The sequence below is a fragment of the Arthrobacter sp. ERGS1:01 genome (genome assembly GCF_001281315.1).
GTDB lineage: Bacteria > Actinomycetota > Actinomycetes > Actinomycetales > Micrococcaceae > Specibacter.
On sequence record NZ_CP012479.1, the window covers coordinates 3,599,631 to 3,624,157 of the forward strand.

A 24,527-nucleotide genomic window follows, 5' to 3' on the forward strand; every position below is an offset into this window, starting at 1 on the left:
GGCTAATGCTAGCTACATTTCCGCCGGCGCATCGCCGAAGTCGCTGATGGCCAGGCGCTCCCCGCCCCGCAACGCCGACTGGTGGGCGATGATGCCGGGCAGGGTGAACCGTGCCGCAACCCAGGCGTTGACCGGGGGCAGGGTTCCGTTGTTGGCGGCGCGGACGAAGTCGTCCACCAAGAAGTGGTGGCTGCCCTCGTGGCCGTTCGGGGCGCCGGTGAATTCACCGGGCAGCCGGGCCACGTCGTGCACGGGGGCGTGCCCGGACATGAAGGCATCCCGCAGGGCCGGGGCAACATGGGCCAGCGACTCGTCGTCGGCCGACATGGTGGCGTGCGTGGCAAGCTCGGAGGAGATGTCCGTGACGGATTCCTTGTCCTGCCAGACGCTGGTCTCGGCGAGCTGCTCCATGCTGGCCTCGGTGCCGAAGTAGCGGAACCGGGACTCACGGATGTGGGACGGGTAGCCCACCCGGCGCATCTCGTTGATCCGCATGGCGCCGCCATCGTTGAGCTCGAACAGGGCCGTGGCGTTGGAGAAGTCGTTGTTGAACTGGCTGACTTCCTTGTCGAAAACGCCGTCCCCGCGCTGGTCCTTGACCCCGATGCAGCTGACGCTGACCGCGTGCGCATCGATGGCGCCCAGGACACCGCCCACCGAGTGGGTCGGGTACAGCATGGGCGGGTAGCTGGCGGTGCTCTTCCACTGCTCGCCGCCGCTGTACTGGTAGGCCTCATAGAAGCCCAGGTCCATGTCGTGGACGTAGTCGCCCTCGGCGTAGAAGACCCGGCCGAACGCACCGTCGGCGGCCTTGCCGCGCGCATAGACGGTGGCGGGGTTGTAGTAGCTCGTCTCGCCCATCATGTAAGTCAGCTTCGTCTCCCGGACGGCTTCGATGATGGCCGCGATCTCTTCCTCGGAGACTGCCATGGGCACGGCGGAGTATACGTGTTTCCCGGCCCGCAGCGCCTTGAGCACCAGCGGGCCGTGGGTCCAGCGCTGGGTGAAGATTGCGACGGCGTCGACGTCGGAGGCCAGCATTGCGTCAAAATCCTCGACCGTCCCGCCAAGTGACAGCCGTTCATTGAGTTCGGCGGCGCGTTCGGGCACGACGTCGGTGACGGCGATGGCCTCGACGTCCGGATGCAGGGCAAAAAGTTTGGCAAACTGGCCGGCAAACTGGCCGGCGCCGACGATGCCCAGGGTGATCGACATGGTGGTCCCTTCAAGTGGCGTAAATTGCGTGTCGCTGAAGTCTTGCATTCAAATCTACTCGAGTCAACGGTTCCCAGTTACTCAGATCAGTCATGAATCAATAAGGCGCCGCTTGTTGCTTTAGCCAGCGGCTACTCGCGTAGATTGTTCGGTCAGCTTTGACCGGCATGCGCACGCGGGGCAGGCTTGTGGCCAGGGCGGATGATGATCGTTTGTGCACCTTTTCGATCAACATTGACGATCAGCTGAACTTAACTGAAAAGCCGTGCGATGACTGCGATCGGTCCGGGCTGTGGCCCGCACGAGGGATGCCCGGCCATGGTGACTTTCGCATAACGATCGAAATTATTCTCTTTTGCATCTTGACGTTCTTTTTTGAGGGATTCATGATGTGTGTATGTGAACCAACTCACACCGCTTGCATCTCAAGGGAGAGATCATGTCACCAAATGAAGACCGGTCCCCGTTCAGCCCCTTCCGCCCTGGCATGGACCGCCGCACGTTACTTAAGACCCTGGGCGTCGGCGCCGTCAGCGCAGCAGGAATCCCCCTGCTGGCCGCCTGCACCGGAGGATCCGGCCCCGGCGCCTCGGCCTCGGCCTCGACGTCCCTGACCTTTGGCTCGGGCTCCTCGGATGACGTTCCCAAGGCCGCCTACCAGGCGGTGACCGACGCGTTCACCGCAAAATCAAAGATCAGCGTCACCACCAACGTGGTGCCCCACAACGACTTCCAGAACAAGATCTCCACCTACCTGCAGGGCAGCCCGGACGACGCCTTCACCTGGTTCGCCGGCTACCGCATGCAGTACTACGCCGGCAAGGGGCTGCTCGCTCCCATCGACGACGTCTGGGAAAAGATCGGCGCCAACTACTCCGACGCCATGAAGAAGGCCTCCACCGGCCCCGACGGCAAGATGTACTTCGTACCCAACTACAACTACCCCTGGGGCTTCTTCTACCGCAAGAGCCTCTGGGCTGACAAGGGCTACGAAGTCCCCACGACCTTCGATGCGCTCACCACCCTCGCCAAGAAGATGAAGAGCGACGGCCTTGTGCCGATCGAGTTTGCCGACAAGGACGGCTGGCCCGCCATGGGCACCTTCGACTACATCAACATGCGCCTCAACGGCTACCAGTTCCACATGGACCTCACCGCCCACAAGGAATCCTGGGACCAGAAGAAGGTCAGCGACGTCTTTGACACCTGGAAGGCCCTGCTGCCCTACCAGAACCCGGCCGCCCTCGGCATGACCTGGCAGGATTCGGCCATCAACCTGGGCAAGAAGAAGTCCGGCATGTACCTGCTGGGCTCCTTTGTCACCCAGCAGTTCACGGACAAAGCCACCCTGGACGACATCGACTTCTTCCCGTTCCCGGAAATCGCCGTGGAGGGCCAGGATGCCGTGGAGGCACCCATCGACGGCCTGCTGCTTTCCAAGAAGGGCGGCACCAACCAGGCAGCCCGCGACTTCCTGGCTTTCATGGGCACCCCCGAGGGGCAGAACGCCTACGCGAAGGTGGATCCGTCCAACATCGCCACCGCCAAGGGCGCCGATACCTCGACCTTCTCGCCGCTGACCAAGAAGTGTGCCGAGACCATTGCCAACGCCAAGAGCATCAGCCAGTTCTTCGACCGCGACGCCCTTCCGGCCATGGCGAACAACGTGATGATCCCGGCCCTGCAGGGCTTCATCAAGGACGGCACCATCGACGTCAAGAACCTCGAAGCCCAGGCCAAGGCACTCTACGCCGCCCAGTGAGTTGTGCGGCGGCCGGCCCTGTCCGGCCGCCGCGCTCCCACCGCACCCGCAACCGCCCCCTCCGAGAAAACGAGTTTGCCGACATGAGCACGCCTACCGAGCTTTCCGATTCAGCCGCCCCCGGCTCACGGGCCGGCCGAAACACTCCAGGGGGCCGGACCAAACCCAAGGGAGTCAAGCGGCTCTCCAAGCGGGACAAGGTGGTCCTGGGCTTCATGGTGGGCATTCCCACCCTGGTACAGCTGGCCTTCGTCTGGATTCCCACCGTACTGTCCGTCCTGTTGTCCTTCACCCGGTGGAACGGGCTGGCGCTTTCCGACATTCGTGCCGCGGGGCTGGCCAACTACAGTTATGTGTTCAACGACAGCCCGGCGTTCTGGCCGGCGGTGCAGCACAACATCCTCTGGCTGGTGTTCCTCGCCGTCATCGCCACACCGTTGGGTCTGCTGTTGGCCGTCCTGCTGGACCAGCAGATCCGCGGATCCAAGATCTACCAAAGCATCTTCTTTGTCCCGGTCATGCTGTCCCTGGCTCTGGTCGGGATCATCTGGCAGCTGTTCTACCAAAAGGACAACGGCCTGCTGAACTTCCTGCTCGGCACCGCCGGCACACCGGCCGCCGTGGACTGGTTCGGCAATTCCAGCGTCAACATCTGGGCAGCCCTCGTCGCGGCCACCTGGCGCCACGCCGGCTACGTCATGATCCTGTACTTAGCGGGATTGAAGGGCGTGGACGCGTCCCTGAAGGAGGCGGCGTCACTTGACGGCGCCAACGCAACCCAAACGTTCTTCCGGATCGTCTTTCCCGCCATGGCCCCCATCAACATCGTCATCGTGGTCATCACCATCATCGAATCCCTGCGAGCCTTCGACGTCGTCTGGGTCATCAACAAAGGCACCAACGGCCTGGAACTCATCAGCGCCCTGGTCATCAGCTACCTGATCGGTGAAGGCCAATCCATCGGTATCGGCTCCGCCTTCGCCGTGATCCTGCTCGTGATCTCCCTGGTGCCCATCACCATCTACCTGTCCCGCACCTTCCGGAAGGAGAAGTTCTGATGTCTGCTTCCACCGCCACCCGACGCCCCGGGCACGCCAAAGACGGCGGCCCCGCCGCGCCACGTTTGGGCCACGGCCGCAGCCGCCCGCACTACGGCACCCACATCTTCCTGACAGTCATGGCAATCATGTGGATGGTCCCGCTCGGCTGGGCCCTCTTCACGGCACTGCGCCCCAAAGCCGACACCGACAAATACGGCTACTTCAGCCTCGGCGGCGCCTTCAACTTCGACAACTTCGTCACGGCCTGGAACCAGGGCGGATTCCCACGCTACTTCGCGAACTCCCTGATCATCACCATCCCCACCATCATCCTGGTCCTGCTGTTCTCCTCCATGATGGCCTTCGCCGTCAGCCGGGTCAGCTGGAAATTCAACATCACCCTGCTCATCATGTTCACCGCCGGCAATTTGCTCCCACCCCAGGTGCTGGCCACCCCGCTGTTTGAAATGTTCAAACTGATCCCGCTGCCATATTGGTTCAGCGATTCGGGCAGCCTGCTGAACACCTACCTATCGGTCATCATCGCCAACACCGCGTTCCAGATCGGCTTCTGCACCTTCGTGCTCTCCAACTACATGAAGGCGCTCTCGGCGGACCTGACGGAGGCGGCGCTCGTGGACGGAGCCGGAATCTGGCGCCAATACATCTCCATCATCATGCCGCTATGCCGGCCGGCCATCGCCGCCCTGGCCACGCTGGAACTGATCTTCATCTACAACGACTATTTCTGGCCCCTCCTCTTCATCCAGAGCGGGGACAGGCTCCCGGTCACCACCGCCATCAACAACCTGCAGGGAACCTTCCTCTCCAACTACAACCTGCTGGCGGCCGGTGCCACGATCACCGTCATCCCCACCCTGATCGTCTACCTGGTCCTCCAGCGCCACTTCGTCGCCGGGCTGACCCTCGGCTCCAGCAAGGGATGAGTGGTCACGTGAGAAGCGACAAGAACCTCAAACCCGGAAACGGTGATCCTTCCTGCGCGCCGAACGCACGGAAGACGGGCCCATGCTGGCCGACGCCCGGCGCAGCGCCATCGTGGCCACGGTATCCCGGGAGCGGGTGGTCCGGGTCTCGAACCTGGCCGAACAGTTCGGCGTCTCCCTGGTCACGGTACGCCGTGACATCGAGGCCCTGGACGACGCCGGCCTGGTCCAGAAGATCCACGGCGGCGCCAAACTTCCCGGCGGCGCAAGCACCCACGAACCCGGCTTCGAGCTCAAGTCCACCCTGGGAACCCTGGAGAAGCGGGCCATTGCCCGGGAAGCGGAACTGCTGGTCAAGGACGGCATGGCGATCGGACTGAGTGCCGGGACCACCACCTGGGCGCTGGCCAAGGAGCTCAGTTCCCGCAGCAACCTCACCGTGGTGACCAACTCGGTCAAGATTGCCGACGTCTTCCAGGAGGCCGGGTCCAGGGTGTCGGTGATCCTTACGGGCGGCGAGCGCACGCCGTCGGACGCCCTGGTGGGGCCCATCGCAACGCAGTCGATGCACTCATTGCATCTGGACTTGCTGTTCCTGGGCGTGCACGGGGTGGATGCGGACGCCGGCTTCACCACGCCAAACCTGCTCGAGGCCGAGATGGACCGGGCGCTCATCGAGGCGGCCCGCAAGGTAGTGGTGCTGGCGGACCACAGCAAGTGGGGCACCGTGGGCATCAGCACCATCGCCGGCATAGAGGACGTGGACGAGGTCATCAGCGACGACGCCCTGGGCGTGGAGGCGCAGCGCATCCTGCGGGAACGCGTTGCCCGGCTCCGGCTGGTCAGCGTCACCCCGCACACCCCGGCCCCCTAGGCCCCGGCCGCGATCGGGCGCCGCGGCGTCCGGTCGCGGGCGGATTTGTGCGGCATGATTAAGCCATGACTTCCACCACCGATGCATCAGACCGCGGCGAACTGCTGGTCCTCAACGGCCCCAACCTGAACCTGCTGGGCACCCGCGAGCCGGCCATCTACGGTTCGGCCACGCTCGACGACGTCGCCAACCTCACCATTGCGGCCGCCCAGGCCGCGGGGTTCAGCGCCGAGTGCATCCAATCCAACCATGAGGGCGACCTCATCGACGCGATCCATGCTGCCCGCGGAACCGCCGTCGGCATCATCATCAACGCCGGCGCCTACACGCACACCTCGGTGGCCATCCGGGATGCGCTGGTCGCCGCGGAACTGCCCGCCGTGGAGGTCCACATCTCCAATGTGCACAAGCGCGAGGAATTCCGCCACCACTCCTACCTGTCGGGGGTGTGCGACGCCGTGATCGTGGGCGCCGGCATCCACGGCTACGAACTGGCCGTCAGCTACCTGGACAAGGTTCTCGCCTAAAAGACGCTGCCCCTCCATGGGGCGGGCCCGCGACGGCCCCACCCCATGGTCCTACTGTGTGCGGTCGAGTTCGCCGCGGGCCCGCATGACGGCTGAGCGCTGCGCGGAGACCGCTTCAAGGGCCAGCATCCCGGCACCCAGGATTGGCGGTGCCGTCACGAGTTCAATCTGCGTATTGGGTGCGTGCTCCCGCAGCCCCTCGGCAATGGCACGCATCAGGGTGGGCCGGTTGGCGGCCAGGACACTGCCGCCCAGGACCACCGGAACCGTCTTGTCGGACAAGTCCAGTCGCCGGATCACCGTTCGGACGAGAGTGACGATCTCCTCCGCCTGCCGGTCCACTTCGGCCTGCGCGACCACGTCGCCGCGCTCCGCCGCATCGAACAACGTCTTGGTCAGGTTCAGCACGGATCGGGCCGCAAGTCGGTTGAAATGGAGCCCCTCAACCACCTCGGTCACCGTGGACAACCCATAAGCCTGCGGGACCAGTTCCTGCAGGAGGGTTGCCGGACCCCGCCCATCCTCGGCCCGGACGGCATGCCACAACGCCTGGCGGCCCAGGCATCCGCCGCCACCCCAGTCCCCCGACACCAGGCCCAGCGCCGGGAACCGGGCACTCGCGCCGTCGTGCCGGACACCCACGGCATTGATGCCCGATCCACACACCACCGCGACGGCGTCGGGCTCGTTGGTACCCGCCCGCAGGAGCGCGAAGAGGTCGTTGTCAACGACGCTGCTCGCGGTCGTCCCCGGCACGGCCCAGGATTCCTTGGCCAGCGCCGCCGAGAACGCCTCGATCTCGGCCGGCAGGTCAATTCCCGAGAGATAGATGCCCGTGTGGAGGACGGTTCGTTCCGGTACCAGGGCCAGGACCTCGGTGACCAGCTTGCCAATGACTTCCAGCGATCCGGCCACGCCCAAGGCGTCCAGGTTGGATCCGGGCCCGCGCGTCCGGGCCAGTAGTTCCCCGTCCACCCCCAGCACGACGACGTCGGTCTTGGATCCGCCGCCGTCGACGGCAACGACAACGCCGTCGGCCGGCAGCTGTTCGCGCTCCAGGGCCTCTTCGACACCACTGGGGCGGGCCGGGGCTTCAAGCACGCTCACTTTGCCCACTCCAAATGGTTTCGGTTGGCGGCCAGCAGCGTGTCGGTCAATTTCTCGGCCTTCTCGTACTGCCCCACCAAGGGATGGGCCAGCATTGCCTTCAATACCCGGTCCCGTCCACCGTGGATGGCGGCATCCAGGGCGAGCCGCTCGTAGCCGGCCACATGGCCGATGAGCGCAGCCATTTCGGTGGGGAGCGCCTTGACGGGTTGGACTATGAGCTTTTCGGAGGTGATGGCGGCCGGCACCTCGATGACGTGGTCGTCGGGGAGGAACGGCAGGGTGCCGTCATTGCGGACGTTGACCACCTGCACATCCCCCCGGTTGGAGGTCAGTGAGGCCATGAGGTCGATGGCGGCCTCGGAATAGAAGGCGCCGCCCCGTTCCGCCAGTTCCGCGGGCTTGGTGTCAAGGGACGTATCCGCGTACTTCGCCAGGAGGCTGTTCTCGATCTTGGTGACTTCCGCGGCCCTGCTTGGCTTTACCAATTGCTCTCCGAGGACCACGTCGTGGGAGTAGAAATAGCGCAGGTAGTAGGACGGCACGGCGCCCTGGAGTTCCAGCAGTCCCGCCGGCATCCGGACGTCGGCAGCGAGTTCGTCGAGGCGGTTCTTGAGCAATTCCGGCAGGATGTCCCGGGTGGCGCCGTCCTGGCGGAGGTTGACGCCGGTTTCCCAGGTCAGGTGGTTCAGGCCCACGTGGTCAAGGGAAATGTCCTGGTGGCCCACATCCATCAACGCCGCGAACTTGCGCTGGAAGCCGATCGCCACGTTGCACAGGCCCACGGCCCGGTGGCCTTCCTGCAGCAACGCACGGGTCACGATGCCCACGGGGTTCGTGAAATCGATGATCCATGCATTGGGTTTGGCCCGTTGGCGGATTATCTCGGCAATTTCAAGGACCACCGGAACGGTGCGCAATGCCTTGGCGAAACCGCCCGGACCCGTGGTTTCCTGGCCGATGCAGTGGACTTCATGGGGGAAGGTCTCGTCTCCGTGCCGTGCCTCCTGGCCGCCAATGCGCAACTGGAGCAGGACGACGTCGGCGTCGGTGACACCTTCGGCAACGCTGCTGCTTGTCATGATCCGTCCGGTGTGTCCGGCCCGGGCAAACATTCGCCGCGATATCCCCGATACGAGTTCAAGCCTGACCGGATCCGGATCAACGAGCCACAGCTCCTCGACGGGCAGGGTCGCCCTGAGCCGCGCGAACCCGTCAATCAGTTCAGGGGTGTACGTGGAACCGCCGCCAACTATTACTACCTTCATTTTTATCCCTTGACTCCTGAGAACTTGATACCTTCGATGAAATACTTTTGTGCGAAGAAGAACAGGATGATGACCGGCATCATCACCAAAACGGTGGCCGTCATGGTCATGTTCCATTGCACTTGTTGCGCCCCGCGGAATGACGCCAGCCCCAGTGACAGCGTCCAGTTGTCCGGATTTTCGCCGGAGTACAGGAGCGGCCCAAAGTAGTCATTCCATGCGTTCAGGAAGCTAAAGAGCGCCGCTGCCGCGATCCCGGGCTTGGCCATGGGCAGGATGACCTTGGTGAGGATGCCCAGTTCCGAGGCGCCGTCGATGCGGGCGGATTCGGAGTACGACTTGGGGATGGTGATCAGGAACTGGCGCAGCAAGAAGATGCTGAACGCGTCGCCAAACAGGTTGGGAATGACCAGCGGCCACAGCGTGCCCGTCAGCCCCAGCTTCGCCCACATCACGTACATGGGGACGGCCATGACCTGCGGCGGAAGCATCATCGCCACGATCACCAGGTAGAACATGAGGTTCCGCCCGCGCCACTTCATCCGTGCCAGCGCATACGCCACCGGGATGCTGGAGGCCAGCATGAAGATGGTGGCAAGGCCCGCGTACATGATCGAGTTGAGGAAGTAGCGAATCAGCGGGGCCTTGTTGAACACCTCAACAAAGTTCTCCCAATGCCAGGACGTTGGCCAGAGGTTCTTGGTCAGTGCCTGCTGGTCGCTCATCACGGACGTGAGGAAGATGAAGACGATCGGGGCGATAAATGCCACCGCCAGGGCGATCGCGACGGAATGCAGCCCGATCCACGACAGTGCATTTTGCCTTGCCCTGCTGGGCGCACGACGCGCGGGGCCGGCAAGGATCTTGGTTGCTGTAGACACGCTTTACTCCTCCTCGCCGATGCCGGATGCGCGCATGCGGCGAACCAATATGACTGTGAACAGGGCTGAGACAAGGAATAGGACAATCGCCATTGCGGACGCATACCCCATGTGGAACTGGTGGAATCCTTGTTCGTAGAGCCACATGGGGAACGTCAGCGTCGAGTTGTTCGGATAGCCCAGGGTTTCGCTGGAACCGGCAACGCTTGCGTTTCCCGAGGCCACCGACCCGGCCACCACCGCCTCGGTGAAGAACTGCAAGCCGACGATCACGGAATTGACGATGCAGAACATGAGCACGGGGGTAATGCTCGGCAAGGTGATGTGGACGAACTGTTTCCAGCCGCTTGCTCCATCAAGCCCGGCCGCCTCATACAGTTCGCCGGGGACATCGAGCAGGGACGCGAGCAGGATGACCATGACGGTGCCCGAGCTCCACAGGGCCATGACAGTCAGTGACGGCTTGGCCAGGGCCGGGTCGTTGAACCATAGCGGTCCGTCTATTCCGAACAGGTCAAGGACCTGGTTGATGGGCCCGGTGGACGGGTTCAGGAGGAAAACGAATGCCAGCGCGGCGGCCACCGGCGGGGCCAGCGCCGGAAGGTAGAACAAGGTCCGAAAGACGCCGGAGCCGCGTTTGATCTTGGACAAGACGATGGCCGTGAGCAGGCCGAAGCCCACCCGGCCCACCGTGATGGCGATGGTGAGCCACACGGTGTTGCCGATGGCCGTCCACATCAGCGGATCCTTGGTGAACATGAAGACAAAGTTTGAGAAACCCGCCCACGTCGGATCGTTGATGAGGTCGAAGTTGGTAAACGAATAAAAGATGGTGGCAAGCAACGGGTAGACGAAGAACACCGAGATGCCGATGAGCCAGGGGGACATGAAGGCCAGGACAACCAGCCGGCCCTTGAGCTTCGTCCGTTTGGGGGTGGCGGGACGCAGGGCGGCCTTCAGGGGCGCCGCCATCTTGGGTTTGGAGTCAATGGCTGTCATCAGTGGCCCAGTGCTGCGCCGTCGTCGATCTGCTGATCGACTTGCTTGAGGCCGGTGGCAAGGTCGGTGGTGTCGCCGTTGACGTACTTCAGCGCAAAGTCCTGGAAGACCTTGGCGTAGGCTCCGCCGTTGCTGGAGGCCGGGCTGGTGACCAGCTTGCCGTCGCCGAACAGATCGAGGAACGTCTTGAATTGCGGGGAGGCCGTCAGGTCCGGGGACTTGATCGCGTCAATGGTGGTCGGGACGTTCTTCAGGGAGTTGGAGAGCTGCACCAGGGGCGCGGTGTCGGTCGTCAGGTACTTGATGAGCTCCCAGGCGGCCCCGGCATTCTTCGCACCCTTGGGGACGCCAACGATGGTTCCCGTGGTGTACGCAGTTCCGTACAATTCCGGGTGGCTGTCCGAAACCGGGAACGGCGCTGTTGCGTAGTCCAGGTCCTTGGCTTCGTTGTCGATGAACGCGGCCCGGTATTCGCCGTCGAGGATCATCGCGACCCGGCCAATTTCGAAGTCATGGTCCGGCGAGTACTGCTGCCCGGACTGGGCCGTGAACTTGGTCAGCTTCTCGGCACCATAGAAGCCGGTCAGGTCCTTCTGCCAGTTGAGCATCTCTGACCATCCCGGGCTCGCGGCCAGGCTCGACTTGCCCTTGTCGTCCTGCCAGATGGCGCCAAACTGGGGTGCCAGGATTTTGGCCTTGTTGGCGTAGTAGCCGGGGGTCGGAACATAGCCGGCAACCTTGATGCTGCCGTCGGCGTTGAGTTTGGTGAGTTTCTTGGCGTCCGCCGCCATCTCCGACATGGTCTTCGGCGGGCTGGTGATGCCGGCGTCGGCAAACATCTTCTTGTTGTAGTACAGGCCAAAGACGTCGGCCAGCATGGGCATGGCACAACGCTTGCCGTCATAGGCCGTGTAGGACTTCGTTGCGTCCGGGATCTGTGCCATGTCGACCTTGTCACGGCTGATGTAGGGATCAAGGTCCTGGAATGATCCCGATCCGCAGAACTTGCCAATGTTGTCCGCGGAGAACGAGATCGCCACGTCGGGGGCGTTTCCGCCCCGGATGGCCTGGGTGATCTTGTCGTCGTCCTGGCCGCCCTGGCTCTTGATGGTGATATTGGGGTGGGCCTCATGGAACTTGGCGAAGACTGCTTCCACGTCCTTGAGCTCGCGGTCCTGGAAGCCGCTCCACACGGTCAAGGTGATGTTCTGGTCGGCTGCGGGTGCGGCGGCCGGGCCCGCGCTGGACGAGCCTCCCACGCCGCCACACGCACTTGTTCCCAGCGCCACTGCCAGGCCAAGCGCAACTGCGGTTGTCATTTTCCTCATGATGTCTCCAAACTGTTCAATTTCCGTATGACGAAATGGCGGTGAGGCCCTGGGGCTGCCGCTATGAGTGGGTTTGTCATGCAATTTCCGCCAAAAAGGTATGGCGTCGCCGCCGACCACCGCAGGTGGACGGATGATGCGATTACTTTCCCGGGTTGGCTAAGGGATCAGTCCCCGATGACCGATCCCGTTTCAAACGCTTTTTCCCTGGCCCGGACAAGCGCGGCGCGGACCGCACCCGCCAATGAGGCCCCGGCCGTTACCGGATAGGCGACGATGTCGGCCATTGAGGCTGCCGGCGCCGTCAGTACCTCGGCAAGTTTTTCCTTCACCAGGGCGGCAAGTTCAGTGCCGCCGGCGGCCCCGAACTTTCCGCCCAGCATGATCAGTTCCGGATCAATGACGGTGACAATGGACGCCAGCCCGGTCGCGATGCGCATGGCCAGATCTTCGCGGAATTCCTTTCCGGCCGGCCCCGATTGCATGACCTCAAGCGGATCGTTGAAAGCAAGGCCGTGCGCCCTCGCCAGCGCGCCGATTCCGGCCGGGCTGAGCAGGTCCCCGAGTTTTGAGCCGAACCGTCCGGTACCGGTAGAAGCGTTGGCCCTGTCAGGCACGGGGACATAGTCGATTTCCCCGGCGCCCCCGGTAAAGCCCCTGATTAATTCGCCGCGGACCACGATGGCCGCGCCGACGCCGTCGTCAATCACCACGAGGGCGTAGTTCTCGACGCCGGCCGCGACGCCGGATGCCATTTCGGCCAGAGCCATCAAATTGACGTCATTTTCAATGTCCACGGCAATGCCGAGTTCATCGACCAGCGTGGAGATGACGTCTATCCCCTCCCAGAGCGGAAGGTGGGGAGCGTACTTGAGCAAGCCGGTCTGCGGGTTCAGTGCGCCAGGAAGGCCAATGACCACGTGAAGGAGCTGGCTCCGGTCAAGGTTCGCTTCGGCGCATGCGGCGTCCAACGCCCGGCGGACCTGTTTTGGCGCTCCCTCTGCGGTCCAGTCACGGCTTACCCGGGACCGTTCCGCCCCCGCCAAGTCGCAGATCTGGACTTCGAGGCCGTACCGGGTCACGTCGATTCCCGCGGCGAACCCAACTTCCGGACGGACCCGCCACAACTGGGCTTTGGGTCCGGGACCGCCGGCACGCTTTCCCGATTTCTCGACCAGCCCGGCCGTCTCAAGCCGGATCAGCAGTTCAGCCGTGGCCGGCTTGGAGAGGCCCGTGAGCTGCTCCAGGTCAGCGCGGGAAAGCATCCCCTGCTCGAGGATGAACGCCAACGCGGTTTGGTCGTTGAGGATCCGCAACTTGCTGGGTGCACCGATAGCCATGTGTTCCGCATTCTGAGTTCGATTTAATCGACTGGTAAGTTTCCAATCGAATAAAACGAGGCTAACACGGACAGTGACGCACGCAACAGTGTTTGGCGAAAGATTTCAAAAAGGGGTAGCTGCCCACTGGGAACAACGGGTCCCGGGCAAAGCAACAGGGTACCTGAGGCTATTACTTGACGCTGCAGGTTCCCGATCCCACGGTGGAGTTCAGTAGTGGGGCGGCCTCGATGACGGGGTTCACCTCGCCCATCGTGAACGCGAAACCGACCGGCTCCGGCGTCGTCGACTTTGCAAAGACCACGCCCACCACACGGCCAGAGGTGTCCAGCAACGGCCCGCCCGAATTACCGGATTGCACGTTGCCGGCCAGTTGGTAGACATCCAGCAACGACTTTGAGGTCCCGGTAATATCGGGGATCAGCAGGGGACCCGAGCTGACCACGGTGGCGGGACGGACCTGCAACGGCCCACCCAAGGGGTAGCCGGCAAAGGCGGCCGTTGAGTTCGAGGGCAGGTTCGCCGCAGTCTTCAGTGGTGCCACGTTAAGACCGTCGACGGCGAGAATGGCGAGGTCCTTGACCGGGTCAAAGTACACCACGCGGGCGCGCAACGCACCCTGGTCGCGGGTTTGCACAATCGGCATGGCGACCCCGGAGACGACGTGGGCGTTCGTCATGACCCTGTCCGGCGCCACCACGAATCCTGTTCCGGTCTGGCTTTGCCCGCATTGGAAGGCCGTGCCGGAAATCTTCAGCACCGATTCGGCGGCGGCGTTCCAGGCAGGGGTGTCGGTGCTGGCGTTGGGGACGGGCACCTGGGCGTTCGCGCCGGACGGGTTGAGGATCTGCGGGATCCCCTCATCCAATACCAGCGACCGCAGCTGCGCGGCGGCAACCTTGACGGGGTCCGGGGTCCACGTGTCGATCTTGGAGATGACGACGGAGTCGCCCAGCTGCTTGGAGACGGCGGGGATGCCCAGGTTTGTGACGCCGGCGGCCAGGATGGAAATGACCGCGGCACCGACGGCAACATTGAGCGCCCCACCCAGAATGCGGTTCACGGAGCGGATTGAGCCCGACTTCACAGTCTTGCCAATGGCCCGGCCAAGCCGGATGCCCACGGCATGGCCGGCGACAATCAAGATCACCGTCGCACCGATGACAAAAGCGGTCCGCCACCCCGGTCCCGGGGCGTACTGGTTGGCGAACGGGGCGGCAAAAAACGCCGCCACGGCACCGGCGACGAAGCCGATCAGCCCGCCCAAACTCACCAGCAACCCGGCATTTAGCCCGTAGATCAGCTGCCACAGCAACCACAGCATCAGTACTGCATCCAACCAGGAGAAACCGAACACTTTTGTCCCCGCCCTCCTCAATAGGAAACCCAAGCCAACAGGCGCAGGGACCGGACGGCACCTGCGCTGGCCATATTACCGGGCAAAACCGTGCATTCCCTGAGGTGGAATCGAGTAGAATCCCCACGAAGGACACCGCGGATGCCAAATTGGTCACAAAAAGGCCAAAGTTCTGAAAGAATCAGTAATAGGTCCCAATAATTTAGCTACATACTGAAGGAGATTTCATGGACATCGAGGTACTGCGCCGGGCCCCCCTATTCGCCACGCTGGACGACGAGGCATTCCGCCTGCTGACCGACGAACTGGCAGAGGTGGATCTCTCACGCGGCGCGTCAGTTTTCCGCGAAGGCGACCAAGGCGACCAGCTGTACTTCATCGTCTCCGGCAAGGTGAAGCTGGGGCGCACCTCCCCCGACGGCCGCGAGTCCCTCGTTGCCATCCTGGGCCCGGGCGAGCTGTTCGGCGAAATGGCACTCTTTGACCCGGCACCGCGCAGCACCACCGCCACGGCCGTCTCGGAGACCCGGCTGGCCGGTTTGAAGAACGAGTCCCTGAACGCCCTGCTGCGCCAGCGCCCGGAGGTGTCCATGCAACTGCTGCAGGCCCTGGCCCGCCGCCTGCGCCGCACCAACGACAACCTCTCCGACCTGGTCTTCTCCGATGTGCCCGGCCGCGTGGCCAAGGCCATCCTTGACCTGGCTGACCGCTTCGGCCGCCCCGCAACGGACGGCATCCTGGTGGCACACGAGCTCACGCAGGAAGAACTGGCCCAGCTGGTCGGCGCCTCCCGTGAAACCGTCAACAAGGCCCTGGCCGAGTTCGTCCAGCGCGGCTGGCTGCGCCTTGAGGCCCGCGCCGTCGTCATTCTCGACGTCAACCGCCTGCGTCAGCGCTCACGCTAAGCTGCACAAAGCAAGAGGGGGCGGATCACCATGATGGTGATCCGCCCCCTCTGCTTTGCCCGAATGACGCCCCGCCCCTGACGCCGTATCACTTTTGGCGCCATTCCTGGCGACGCGGTATCACGTTTGGCGTCGATTTCAGGAACGCCGTATCACTTCCGGCAGGCCACCTCGGATGGTGCGGATCTTGGTGATACCGCGTTCCGGAAAAGTGGAGCAAAAGTGATACGGCGTCGGGGGAAAAGGCGCCAAAAGTGATACGGCGTTGGGGTTACCGCTCGCGGCAGGCTGCGCCTTCGGAGGCCGGGGATGCCTGGACCTCCAGGGCGAAGTCTTCGCCGGCGGCGGTCACCAGCTGCGGCCGGTATTCGTTGATGGGCCGCTTGTGGTTCAGGTAGGCGATGCAGCCGCGGGCTGCCGCCAACTTTTCAAGGATGATCTCCACCCCGGGCACCACCAGTTCACCCAGGGCCAGGCCCACGGTGCGGTCCTGGCCGATCTCGTCGCCAAGGGCCGACGTCGACCGGGTTGCCAGGATGTCGGACGCAGACGCCCACCGGCCCCAGACGCCCTTGCTGGAGAGCAGGGTCGGCTGCTGGTTCACGGGACGGGCCGCGGCAAAGTACCGGGTGTCGAAGCGGCGGTGTGCGAAGTCCGGGCTGAGCCAGTGGCTGAGCGGCGTGAGCAGGTCGGTCCGCAGCGCCAGGCCGCGCCGGGCCAGCAGTGCGGCAAAGGTGTCGTCCTGGGCGGCGATGGCCTCGCGCGCCTTCATCCATTTCGGGCCGGAGACGCCTTCCACCAGGTTCGATGCGTCGGGTCCGGCGAGCAGGATGCCGGTTTCCTCAAACGTTTCCCGGATCGCCGCCACAACATGGCGTTTCGCCAGGTCAACATTGTCCGTGCCCAGGCGCTTGGCCCACTCCACGGGTGACGGGCCCACCCAGTCGGTGACGTCGTCGTCCGCGGGTTCGATGGTGCCGCCGGGAAACGCCACAATGCCCAGCGGGGAACCGCCGGGCCGGTACGTCATAAAGGTCTGCAACCCGGTGGGGCTGTCTTTCAACAGCACCACCGAGGATGCCATGCGGGGCTTGCTGGGCGTGCGTTCGCCAAAATCAACCCATGCCTGCGCGGCCTCGAGCTGATCGGCATTCAGCGGAAAGGTCCGCTTGCCTGCGGGCCGGAAACCCGCGGGGGTATTACTGGAATTCTGCAATCAACTCAACCTCAACGGGTGAATCCAGCGGCAACACGGCAACGCCGACGGCGGAGCGTGCGTGAATGCCGGCGTCACCAAAGACTTCGCCAAGGAGCTCGGAGGCGCCGTTGACCACTCCGGGCTGGCCGGTGAAGGAGGGGTCGGAGGACACGAAGCCCACGACCTTCACGATGCGGGTCACGCGGTCAAGGTCGCCAATGACGCTCTTGACGGCGGCCAGGGCGTTGACGGCGCAGATTGCGGCCAGTTTCTTTGCGTCCTCAGCGGAAACGCCGGCGCCGACCTTGCCTTCGAGTGTGAGTTTGCCGTCAACAAACGGCAGCTGGCCCGAGGTGTGGACGTAGTTGCCGGTCACCACGGCCGGCACGTAGGCGGCCACGGGGGCTGCCACGCCGGGGAGGGTCAAACCAAGCTCGGCCAGACGGGCCTCAATGCGGGAAGTTCCCTGATTTTGCACGGATTCCATGGCTAGGCCTTCTCTCGCTTCAAGTAGGCAACAAGGCCGTTTCCATCGGGTCCGGTCACAACCTGGACCAGCTCCCAGCCGTCCTCGCCCCACTGGTCAAGGATCTGCTTCGTGGCGTGAATTATGAGCGGAATTGTGGCGTACTCCCATTTGGTCATGCATCAAAGAGTATCCCCAAGCCGGTAAACTGGAAAAATGGCAGCAAAAAAACACCCCATTTTCGATACCGCCACTACCCTTGGAAAACTTATGCTCTTCCTTGGCGTGAGCGCAATTTGTGGTGTCCTGGTGGCCGGAATCATGGTTCCGGCCGTCGCTTTGACGGGCAACACCGCCACTTCATCGATCGACTTCTTCGATCAGCTCCCGGATGAGATGAACGTCGGTGTCCCCGCGCAGTCCTCGAAGATCCTGGCGTCCGACGGGTCCGAGCTGGCCACGTTCTGGGACCAGAACCGCACCGAGGTCAAGCTTGCCGCCATCTCCCCCTTCATGAAAAAGGCCGTGGTGGCGATCGAGGACGCCCGCTACTACCAGCACGGCGGCATCGATACCAAGGGCCTGCTGCGCGCGGTGACGTCCATGGCCCGCGGCGGTGACCGCCAGGGCGCGTCCACCATCACCCAGCAGTACGTGAACAACGTGATCATCCAGACGTATGCGGCCAACGGCGAATACGACAAGATCAAGCTGGGCGGGGACAAAACCGCCGGCGACAAGGTCCGCGAGATCAAGCTGGCCATCGCCATGGAGAAGAAGTATTCCAAGGATGAGATCCTGCAGGGCTACCTGAACTGGGTTTTGTTCGCCAATGGCAACTACGGCGTTGAAGCCGCGGCCTCCTACTACTTCGGCGTTCACGCCAAGGACCTGACGCTGCCGCAGTCCGCCCTGCTGGCCGGCGTGGTCAACAGCCCCACATTCTACGATCCGGTGGTTCACCCGGAAAACGCCATTTCGCGCCGCAACATGGTGCTCGCCAACATGCTCGACCAGAAGATGATCGACAAGAAGCAGTACGACGCCGCCGTCAAGGCCAAGATCAACCTGAACGTCCATGCGGCCAAGAACGGCTGCACCACGGCCACCCGCGGCGAGTACTTCTGCGAATACGTGACCAACCTGATCACCAACGATCCGAGCTACGGCAAGACCAAGGCCGACCGCGAAAAGCTGCTCTACCAGGGCGGCCTGACCATCAGGACCACGCTGGATCCGAAGCTGCAGGACGCGGCGCAGGCCCAGTTTGCGAACTTCACGCCCATGAACGACAACCCGAACAAGGTTGGCCAGTCCATGGTGACGGTGCAGCCGAAGACCGGCAAGATCCTGGCCATGGCGCAAAACACGAAACTCTCCGCACCCAAGGGCCAGTGGAGCACCGAATACAACTTCAATGTCGACAAGTTCGACAAGAAGGGCAATTCGCTCGGCGGCTCCGGCGGCTTTGACGTGGGCTCCACGATCAAGCCCTTCACCTATGCCGAATGGCTGAACTCCGGGCACAAGATCAACGACATGGTCGATGCCTCGGTACGCAAGTACCCGGAGGGCTTCCCGTGGCGCAACTCCTGCGGCGTCTCGAGCGGTATCTACGACAACAACTACCCCGGCTCCACGGATCTCCAAAACGCCGAGGACGGCCGCTACAGCCGCACCACGGCGCACATGGGCCTGGTGCTGTCACTGAACACGGCGACGTTTGCCGAGGCAGCCCAACTGGACCTCTGCAACGTCCAGAAAATGATGACGGCCACCGGCATCCACCTAGGCGAGAACCCGAACAAGCCCTACGACCTCACCAACGTCTCCAGCCTGCTGGGCAGCGGCGAAGTTGCACCGTTGACCATGGCCTCCGCTTTTGCCACATTCGCCTCCGGCGGCATCCACTGCGACCCCGTGGCACTTCTTTCCATCAAGACGGCCAAGGGTGACCCCCTTCCCGTGCCCAAGGCCAACTGCAAGCAAACCGTCAACCCCGACGTTGCGGCCGGCGTGGTCCACACGCTCCAGCAGGTGCTGGTCAACGGCTCCGGTTACCAGATCCCGCTGCAGTACCCCGCGGGCGCCAAGACCGGTACCACCAACGACTCCCAGCAGACGTGGACCACCGGCTTCACGAAGGGCCTGGTGACCTCCTCCTGGCTCGGCAGCCCCGAGACGAAGAACCGCAGCAACAACAACCTGCTCATCGCCGGCCAGAAAATCCCTTACGTCGACGGTTCCACCTACGCCGGCAAGGCCTGGCAGGGCTACATGAACCAGATTGCCGGCAACTACGACACCAGCGGATTCCCGGAACCGCCGTCGAGCATGCTCAACCCGATCGTGGTCGCACCGCCGCCCGCCGCTGAAAAGGACAAGGGCACCGCTCCCGAATCCAAGGAAACCAAGGGAACCCAGGACAACAAGGGCAACAGCAACAACGCGCCCGCCCAGCCCAAGAAGAAGGACTAAGCAAGTAACCGCCATGAGCAGCCGTCGCCAAGCCAGTCCCCGCCTCGCCGCCCTCGGCTGGGCGGCGGGCTTGGCGACCGCCACCGGCGTCGGATGCGTGGCCTACGGCTCGCTGATCGAGCGCAACTGGTTCACCATCAGGGAAGAGACGCTGGCCATCCTGCCGGCCGGGTCGCAGCCCTTCACCGTGCTGCACCTCTCCGACATCCACCTTGCCCCCGGCCAGCTGAAGAAGACCCGCTGGCTCCAGGGCCTGGCAGAGCTCAAGCCGGACCTGGTGGTCAACACCGGCGACAACCTGAGCCACCCGGATGCCGTGGCACCCCTCCTGGACGCCCTGGCCCCGCTCATGGACTTCCCGGGCGTTTTTGTACCCGGTTCCAATGACTACTTCGCGCCGCGGATGAAGAACCCGTTCGCGTATTTTGCCGGCCCGTCGAAGCAGCCCTCCGGCCCCCGGCACCGCCCGCTCATCCTGGACACCGGCGCCCTGCACGCCGGCTTTGGCCTGGGCGGCTGGGTCAACCTGAGCAACCGGGCGCAGTCGATCGTGCTCAACGGCATCCGTTTCGACTTCAGCGGCGTGGACGATCCCCACCTGAACCGCGAACGCTATGCCGGCTGGCCGCAGGGCTCCGCCTCGCAGGCCAGCGCACCGCATGTGAAGGTCGCGTTGGCCCATGCCCCCTACCAGCGCGTGTTGGACCATTTCACCACCGACGGCGCGGACCTGATCCTGGCCGGCCACACCCACGGCGGCCAGGTCTGCCTGCCCGGTTACGGCGCCCTGGTCAGCAATTGCGACCTGCCCACCTGGCGCGCCAAGGGCCTCCATGATTGGGACGCCAACGGCAGTTCGACGCCGGTCAACGTCTCCGGCGGCATCGGCACGGCCCGCACGGCCCCCTTCCGCTTCGCCTGCCGCCCGGAAGCCGTGGTTCTGACCCTCACCGCAAAATAATTGCTCGGGTTAACAAGTTAACCAACGCAATAGGCGGGTCTGCGCGGTCGCATCGGCGTAGGCTGGATTTTCGGGGAAACGCTTTCTTCCATGCTTTGGGTCCCGCATCGTCGGCACCCGCGGCTGATGGTGGCGCCCCGTCCGCAATCCGGTACCAAGTAGGGCCGTTACGCACGGCCAAAGAAGTGGCATGGCGCAAACTACAAACACCACCTTGTTCGATTCCCTCCGCAAACTCTCACCCCACCTCAAGCCGGTACTCCCCCGGCTCCTGCTGGGACTCCTCAGCGCACTGGCCGCCAGCATCGTGGCCCTGCTGATCCCACAGGTTTACCGGGTCCTGATCAACTCGGCGCTCCACCCCGGCGGCGCAAGGACGGACGTATGGCTCGCGGCCGGCGTCGTCCTTGTCCTGGGACTGCTGGAGGTCACGTTCGTGTTCCTGCGCCGGCAGTTCGTGATTGTCCCGGCCACCACCGTCGAGACCACCATGCGCACCGGCTTCTACCGGCACCTGCAGTCGCTGGCCGTCGAGTTCCACGACCGGTGGGGCTCCGGGCAGTTGCTGAGCCGGGCCATGAGCGATTTGAACTTCATGCGCCGCTGGATGGCGTTCGGGGCCATCATGATGGTGGTCACCACGCTCACCGTCACGATCGGCGTGGGCCTGATGTTCTCCATGAGCTGGCAGCTGGGGCTGATCTTCCTGGCCGCGGCCGTGCCCATCGTGATCTTCGGGTTCCGGTTCCGGCAAAGTTACGGCCGCGTGAGCCGCCTCAGCCAGGACCAGGCCGGCGACCTCGCCACCGCCGTGGAGGAGTCCGTCCATGGGATCCGGGTGCTGAAGGCCTTTGGCCGCGGCCGGGAGGCGCTGGACGCCTTCTCGCTGCAGGCCGAGGAGCTCCGCGCCACCGAAATCCACAAGGCCAAGTCCCTGGCCGTATTTTCCCTGGTGGTCACGCTGCTGCCGGAACTCGCACTGGGCTCGGGCCTGGTGGCCGGCATCCTGCTGGTGGCCAACGGCCAGCTCAACGTGGGCACGCTCGTCGCGTTCTTCGCCACGGCCGCCGTGGTGGCCGGGCCCGTTGAGGCCATGGGCCCGCTCATGGCCATGACCCTTGCCGCGAAGACGGCGATCGACCGCCACTACGAGGTCATGGACGCCCCCGACACCATCGAGGACCCCGCCCAGCCAAAATCGTTGCGCACCGTCCGCGGCGAACTCGTGTTCCGCGACGTGCATTTCCGTTACCCGGACACGCCGGCGTCGGCCCCCGACCTGCTCAACGGCGTCGACCTTGCCCTGCGCGCCGGGGAGACCATGGCGCTGGTGGGCGTCACCGGCTGCGGCAAGAGCACCCTGCTCCAGCTCATCCCCCGGCTCTTCGACGTCACCGGCGGCTCCATCATGCTCGACGGCGTGGAACTGCGGGAGCTGGCCGTGAAGGAATTGCGCACCCACGTCTCGGTGGCGTTCGAGGACACCACGCTGTTCTCCAGCTCGATCCGCGAGAACGTGCTCCTGGGTGCGGCGCCGCACCCCGGCAAGACCGACGACGACGTCCTGGCGCAGTCGCTGGACGTGGCGCAGGCCGAGTTCGCCTACTCCCTGCCCGACGGCGTCGACACGCTGATCGGCGAGGAGGGGCTCAGCCTGTCCGGCGGCCAGCGGCAACGCCTGGCCCTGGCCCGCGCCATCGCCGCCCGACCGTCCGTACTGGTCCTGGACGACCCATTGTCCGCCCTGGACGTCAACACCGAGGAACGCGTGGAGGCGCGCCTGCGCTCGGTGCTGGAGAGCACCACCACGCTGATCGTCGCGCACCGGCCCTCCACCGTGGCCATGGCGGACCGGGTGGCCGTGCTCCAGGACGGGCGCATCACCGCCGTTGGAACCCACACGGAACTGCTGGCCACGAACGAGCACTACCGGTACGTCCTGGCAAGCCTGGACGACGAGCCCAAGGACCTGGACTCCGAGCTCGACGACGACTTTGAGAACGATTTTGAGGAGACCATCGCATGAGCCAGGCTCCCGAAAGCACGCAGGGCACGGCCAACGAGGACAACGTCGATCTGAGCCGGGCCGACAGCAAGGCCGTGCGGCAGCGTTCCGTGCGGCTGCTGGGCTCGCTGGTCCGCCCGGTCAGGGGCCGGTTCATCTGGACGGTCATCCTGGTGGTGCTCTCCCAGGCCGCCCGCGTCGCCGGACCGCTGCTGATCGCCTTTGGCATCGACAACGCGCTACCGGCACTGACGGCGCCCGCCGCCAACCCGCTGCTGTTGATCCTGACCGGCGGCGGCTACGTGCTGGCCGCACTGGCCGCCTCCACCCTGACGGCCGCCTATCTGACGGCCACGGCGCGGCTGAGCCAGGCCATGCTGCTGGACCTGCGCATCCGCGTCTTCCGGCACACCCAGCGCCTCAGCCTGGAATTCCACGAAAAGTACACCTCCGGGCGCATCATCTCCCGGCAGACCTCAGACCTTGAGGCGCTGCGCGAGCTGCTGGATTCGGGTATCTCCTCGCTGGCCTCCGGGATCATCTTCATGCTGTTCACGGCCGTCACGATCTTCTCGCTGGACTGGATCACCGGTTTCATCGTGCTGGCCGCCGGTGTGCCCATGTTCTTCCTGGCCCGTTGGTACCAGAAGCGCTCCCAGGCCGCCTACCGGGCCTCCCGGGTGGTGTCGGCGTCGCTGATCGTGCACTTCATCGAGACCATGACGGGGATCCGCGCCGTCAAGGCGTTCCGCCGCGAGGCCGACAATGCCGCCAAATACGACGAGCTCGCCGAGGACTACCGCCGGGTGACCGTCCGTTCCATCAACCTCAACGGCGTCTTCCAGCCGGGGCTGGTGCTCATTGGCAATGTCGCGGTGGCGGTGGTGCTGGTGGCCGGCGGTTTCCGCGTGCTCGACGGCGGCCTGGCGGTGGGTGCCCTGCTGGCCCTGCTGCTGGCCACCAAACGGTTCTTCCAGCCCGTGGACCAGATGGCCATGTTCTACAACTCCTTCCAATCCGCCCAGGCCGCCCTGGAGAAGGTGTCCGGCCTGTTGGAGGAGGAGCCCTCCGTCCGGCCGCCCAAGCATCCCGTCCCGCTCCCCCACCCCGAAGGGCACATAGTGTTCAAGGACGTGGAGTTCGGCTATGGGGACGGCCCCGTGATCCTGCCCCGGCTGGACCTGGACATCCCCGCGGGCCAGAGGGTCGCCGTCGTCGGCCAGACCGGTGCCGGAAAGTCGACCCTGGCCAAGCTGATTGCCCGCTTCTACGACGTCAGTGCCGGTTCGCTGACGCTCGACGGCGTGGAACTGAGCCAGCTGTCCACGACCGACCTGCGCCGCGCCGTGGTCATGGTGACACAGGAGGCGTTCCTGTTCAGCGGCACCGTGGCGGAGAACATTGCGCTCGGCAACCCGCAGGCCAGCCGGGCGGAGATAGAGGCCGCGGCCCGGGAGGTCGGCGCCGACGAATTCATTCGCGCACTGCCCGACGGCTACGACACCGACGTCAACAAGCGCGGCGGGCGGGTGTCGGCCGGGCAACGGCAGCTGCTCTCCTTTGCCAGGGCGTTCCTGGCCAACCCGTCCGTGCTGATCCTTGACGAGGCCACGTCCTCGCTGGATATTCCCTCCGAGCGCATGGTCCAGGCCGGGCTGCAAAAACTCCTGGGCGCCGACGGTGCCGGGGCGGGCCGCACGGCGCTGATCATTGCGCACAGGCTCTCCACGGTGGCGATCGCCGACCGCGTGCTGGTGGTCCATGACGGCAAGGTCGTGGAGGACGGCTCGCCCGCCGAGTTGATTTCCGACGGCGGACGCTTCGCGGCCCTGCACGGTGCGTGGAAGGACTCGCTCGTTTAGGGTGGGC

At 64.3% G+C, this 24,527-nt stretch carries 21 protein-coding genes; 10 read left to right on the forward strand and 11 right to left on the reverse strand.

The window, feature by feature from the left end:
* Positions 1-12 precede the first annotated feature (12 nt).
* Complete coding sequence (locus tag AL755_RS20260) at positions 13-1,215, reverse strand: Gfo/Idh/MocA family protein (RefSeq protein ID WP_054012557.1); 1,203 nt, start codon at positions 1,213-1,215, stop codon at positions 13-15.
* Between the two features lie 439 nt (positions 1,216-1,654).
* On the opposite strand from AL755_RS20260, the gene AL755_RS20265 reads away from it, so the two are divergent.
* The 5 genes from AL755_RS20265 (at position 1,655) to aroQ (ending at position 6,365) form a co-directional block, all read left to right on the forward strand.
* A complete protein-coding gene (locus tag AL755_RS20265) occupies positions 1,655-2,977 on the forward strand; it encodes an ABC transporter substrate-binding protein (RefSeq protein WP_054012558.1) in 1,323 nt (440 codons plus the stop codon).
* A gap of 83 nt (positions 2,978-3,060) precedes the next feature.
* Positions 3,061-4,035: a carbohydrate ABC transporter permease gene (locus tag AL755_RS20270; RefSeq protein WP_054013220.1), complete on the forward strand. Its 975-nt coding sequence runs from the start codon at positions 3,061-3,063 to the stop codon at positions 4,033-4,035.
* Positions 4,035-4,964: a carbohydrate ABC transporter permease gene (locus AL755_RS20275; protein WP_054012559.1), complete on the forward strand. Its 930-nt coding sequence runs from the start codon at positions 4,035-4,037 to the stop codon at positions 4,962-4,964. The genes AL755_RS20270 and AL755_RS20275 overlap by 1 nt, the downstream gene beginning before the upstream one ends.
* 82 nt (positions 4,965-5,046) lie before the next feature.
* A complete protein-coding gene (locus tag AL755_RS20280) occupies positions 5,047-5,838 on the forward strand; it encodes a DeoR/GlpR family DNA-binding transcription regulator (protein ID WP_054012560.1) in 792 nt (263 codons plus the stop codon).
* 65 nt (positions 5,839-5,903) lie between these two features.
* Complete coding sequence (gene aroQ / locus AL755_RS20285) at positions 5,904-6,365, forward strand: type II 3-dehydroquinate dehydratase (RefSeq protein WP_054012561.1); 462 nt, start codon at positions 5,904-5,906, stop codon at positions 6,363-6,365.
* 51 nt (positions 6,366-6,416) lie between these two features.
* On the opposite strand, the gene AL755_RS20290 is transcribed toward aroQ, so the two are convergent.
* The 7 genes from AL755_RS20290 to AL755_RS20320 all read right to left on the reverse strand — a co-directional run bounded on the left by AL755_RS20290 (position 6,417) and on the right by AL755_RS20320 (position 14,645).
* On the reverse strand, positions 6,417-7,472 hold the full coding sequence (locus AL755_RS20290) for an N-acetylglucosamine kinase (protein WP_237762564.1): 1,056 nt from the start codon (positions 7,470-7,472) through the stop codon (positions 6,417-6,419).
* On the reverse strand, positions 7,469-8,740 hold the full coding sequence (locus tag AL755_RS20295) for a 6-phospho-beta-glucosidase (protein WP_054012562.1): 1,272 nt from the start codon (positions 8,738-8,740) through the stop codon (positions 7,469-7,471). Before AL755_RS20295 ends, AL755_RS20290 begins: the two co-directional genes overlap by 4 nt.
* A 2-nt stretch (positions 8,741-8,742) precedes the next feature.
* On the reverse strand, positions 8,743-9,621 hold the full coding sequence (locus tag AL755_RS20300) for a carbohydrate ABC transporter permease (protein ID WP_107503898.1): 879 nt from the start codon (positions 9,619-9,621) through the stop codon (positions 8,743-8,745).
* Between the two features lie 3 nt (positions 9,622-9,624).
* Entirely contained in the window at positions 9,625-10,620 is a 996-nt protein-coding gene (locus AL755_RS20305) for a carbohydrate ABC transporter permease (protein WP_237762565.1), read from the reverse strand.
* Positions 10,620-11,948 (reverse strand): ABC transporter substrate-binding protein, encoded by a 1,329-nt coding sequence (locus tag AL755_RS20310; protein WP_054012564.1) that lies wholly within the window; start codon positions 11,946-11,948, stop codon positions 10,620-10,622. Before AL755_RS20310 ends, AL755_RS20305 begins: the two co-directional genes overlap by 1 nt.
* Positions 11,949-12,115: 167 nt before the next feature.
* Positions 12,116-13,288, reverse strand: a complete 1,173-nt coding sequence (locus tag AL755_RS20315) for an ROK family transcriptional regulator (protein ID WP_054012565.1) — start codon at positions 13,286-13,288, stop codon at positions 12,116-12,118.
* Positions 13,289-13,460: 172 nt separating this feature from the next.
* Entirely contained in the window at positions 13,461-14,645 is a 1,185-nt protein-coding gene (locus tag AL755_RS20320) for a MarP family serine protease (protein ID WP_054012566.1), read from the reverse strand.
* A gap of 227 nt (positions 14,646-14,872) precedes the next feature.
* Between AL755_RS20320 and AL755_RS20325 the strand changes: the two genes are divergently transcribed.
* On the forward strand, positions 14,873-15,550 hold the full coding sequence (locus tag AL755_RS20325; protein ID WP_054012567.1) for a Crp/Fnr family transcriptional regulator: 678 nt from the start codon (positions 14,873-14,875) through the stop codon (positions 15,548-15,550).
* 271 nt (positions 15,551-15,821) lie between these two features.
* Here AL755_RS20325 and AL755_RS20330 read toward each other — a convergent pair whose 3' ends face one another.
* From AL755_RS20330 to AL755_RS23055, 3 genes are read right to left on the reverse strand one after another with little or no spacing between them, the layout of a single operon-like run.
* On the reverse strand, positions 15,822-16,766 hold the full coding sequence (locus tag AL755_RS20330) for an NUDIX hydrolase (RefSeq protein WP_054012568.1): 945 nt from the start codon (positions 16,764-16,766) through the stop codon (positions 15,822-15,824).
* Positions 16,750-17,235, reverse strand: coding sequence for a RidA family protein (locus AL755_RS20335; RefSeq protein WP_054012569.1), 486 nt, complete (start codon positions 17,233-17,235; stop codon positions 16,750-16,752). The genes AL755_RS20330 and AL755_RS20335 overlap by 17 nt, the downstream gene beginning before the upstream one ends.
* A 2-nt stretch (positions 17,236-17,237) precedes the next feature.
* The gene (locus AL755_RS23055; RefSeq protein WP_107503899.1) at positions 17,238-17,393 is read right to left on the reverse strand and encodes a DUF4177 domain-containing protein; all 156 of its coding nucleotides are present in this window, start codon (positions 17,391-17,393) and stop codon (positions 17,238-17,240) included.
* Positions 17,394-17,499: 106 nt separating this feature from the next.
* Here AL755_RS23055 and AL755_RS20340 point away from each other — a divergent pair, with 106 nt between their 5' ends.
* The 4 genes from AL755_RS20340 to AL755_RS20355 all read left to right on the forward strand — a co-directional run bounded on the left by AL755_RS20340 (position 17,500) and on the right by AL755_RS20355 (position 24,520).
* Positions 17,500-19,692, forward strand: coding sequence for a transglycosylase domain-containing protein (locus AL755_RS20340; protein ID WP_160318940.1), 2,193 nt, complete (start codon positions 17,500-17,502; stop codon positions 19,690-19,692).
* Positions 19,693-19,705: 13 nt separating this feature from the next.
* A complete protein-coding gene (locus AL755_RS20345; protein WP_054012571.1) occupies positions 19,706-20,653 on the forward strand; it encodes a metallophosphoesterase in 948 nt (315 codons plus the stop codon).
* Between the two features lie 190 nt (positions 20,654-20,843).
* The gene (locus AL755_RS20350) at positions 20,844-22,679 is read left to right on the forward strand and encodes an ABC transporter ATP-binding protein (RefSeq protein ID WP_054012572.1); all 1,836 of its coding nucleotides are present in this window, start codon (positions 20,844-20,846) and stop codon (positions 22,677-22,679) included.
* Complete coding sequence (locus AL755_RS20355; RefSeq protein WP_054012573.1) at positions 22,676-24,520, forward strand: ABC transporter ATP-binding protein; 1,845 nt, start codon at positions 22,676-22,678, stop codon at positions 24,518-24,520. Before AL755_RS20350 ends, AL755_RS20355 begins: the two co-directional genes overlap by 4 nt.
* Positions 24,521-24,527: the final 7 nt, after the last annotated feature.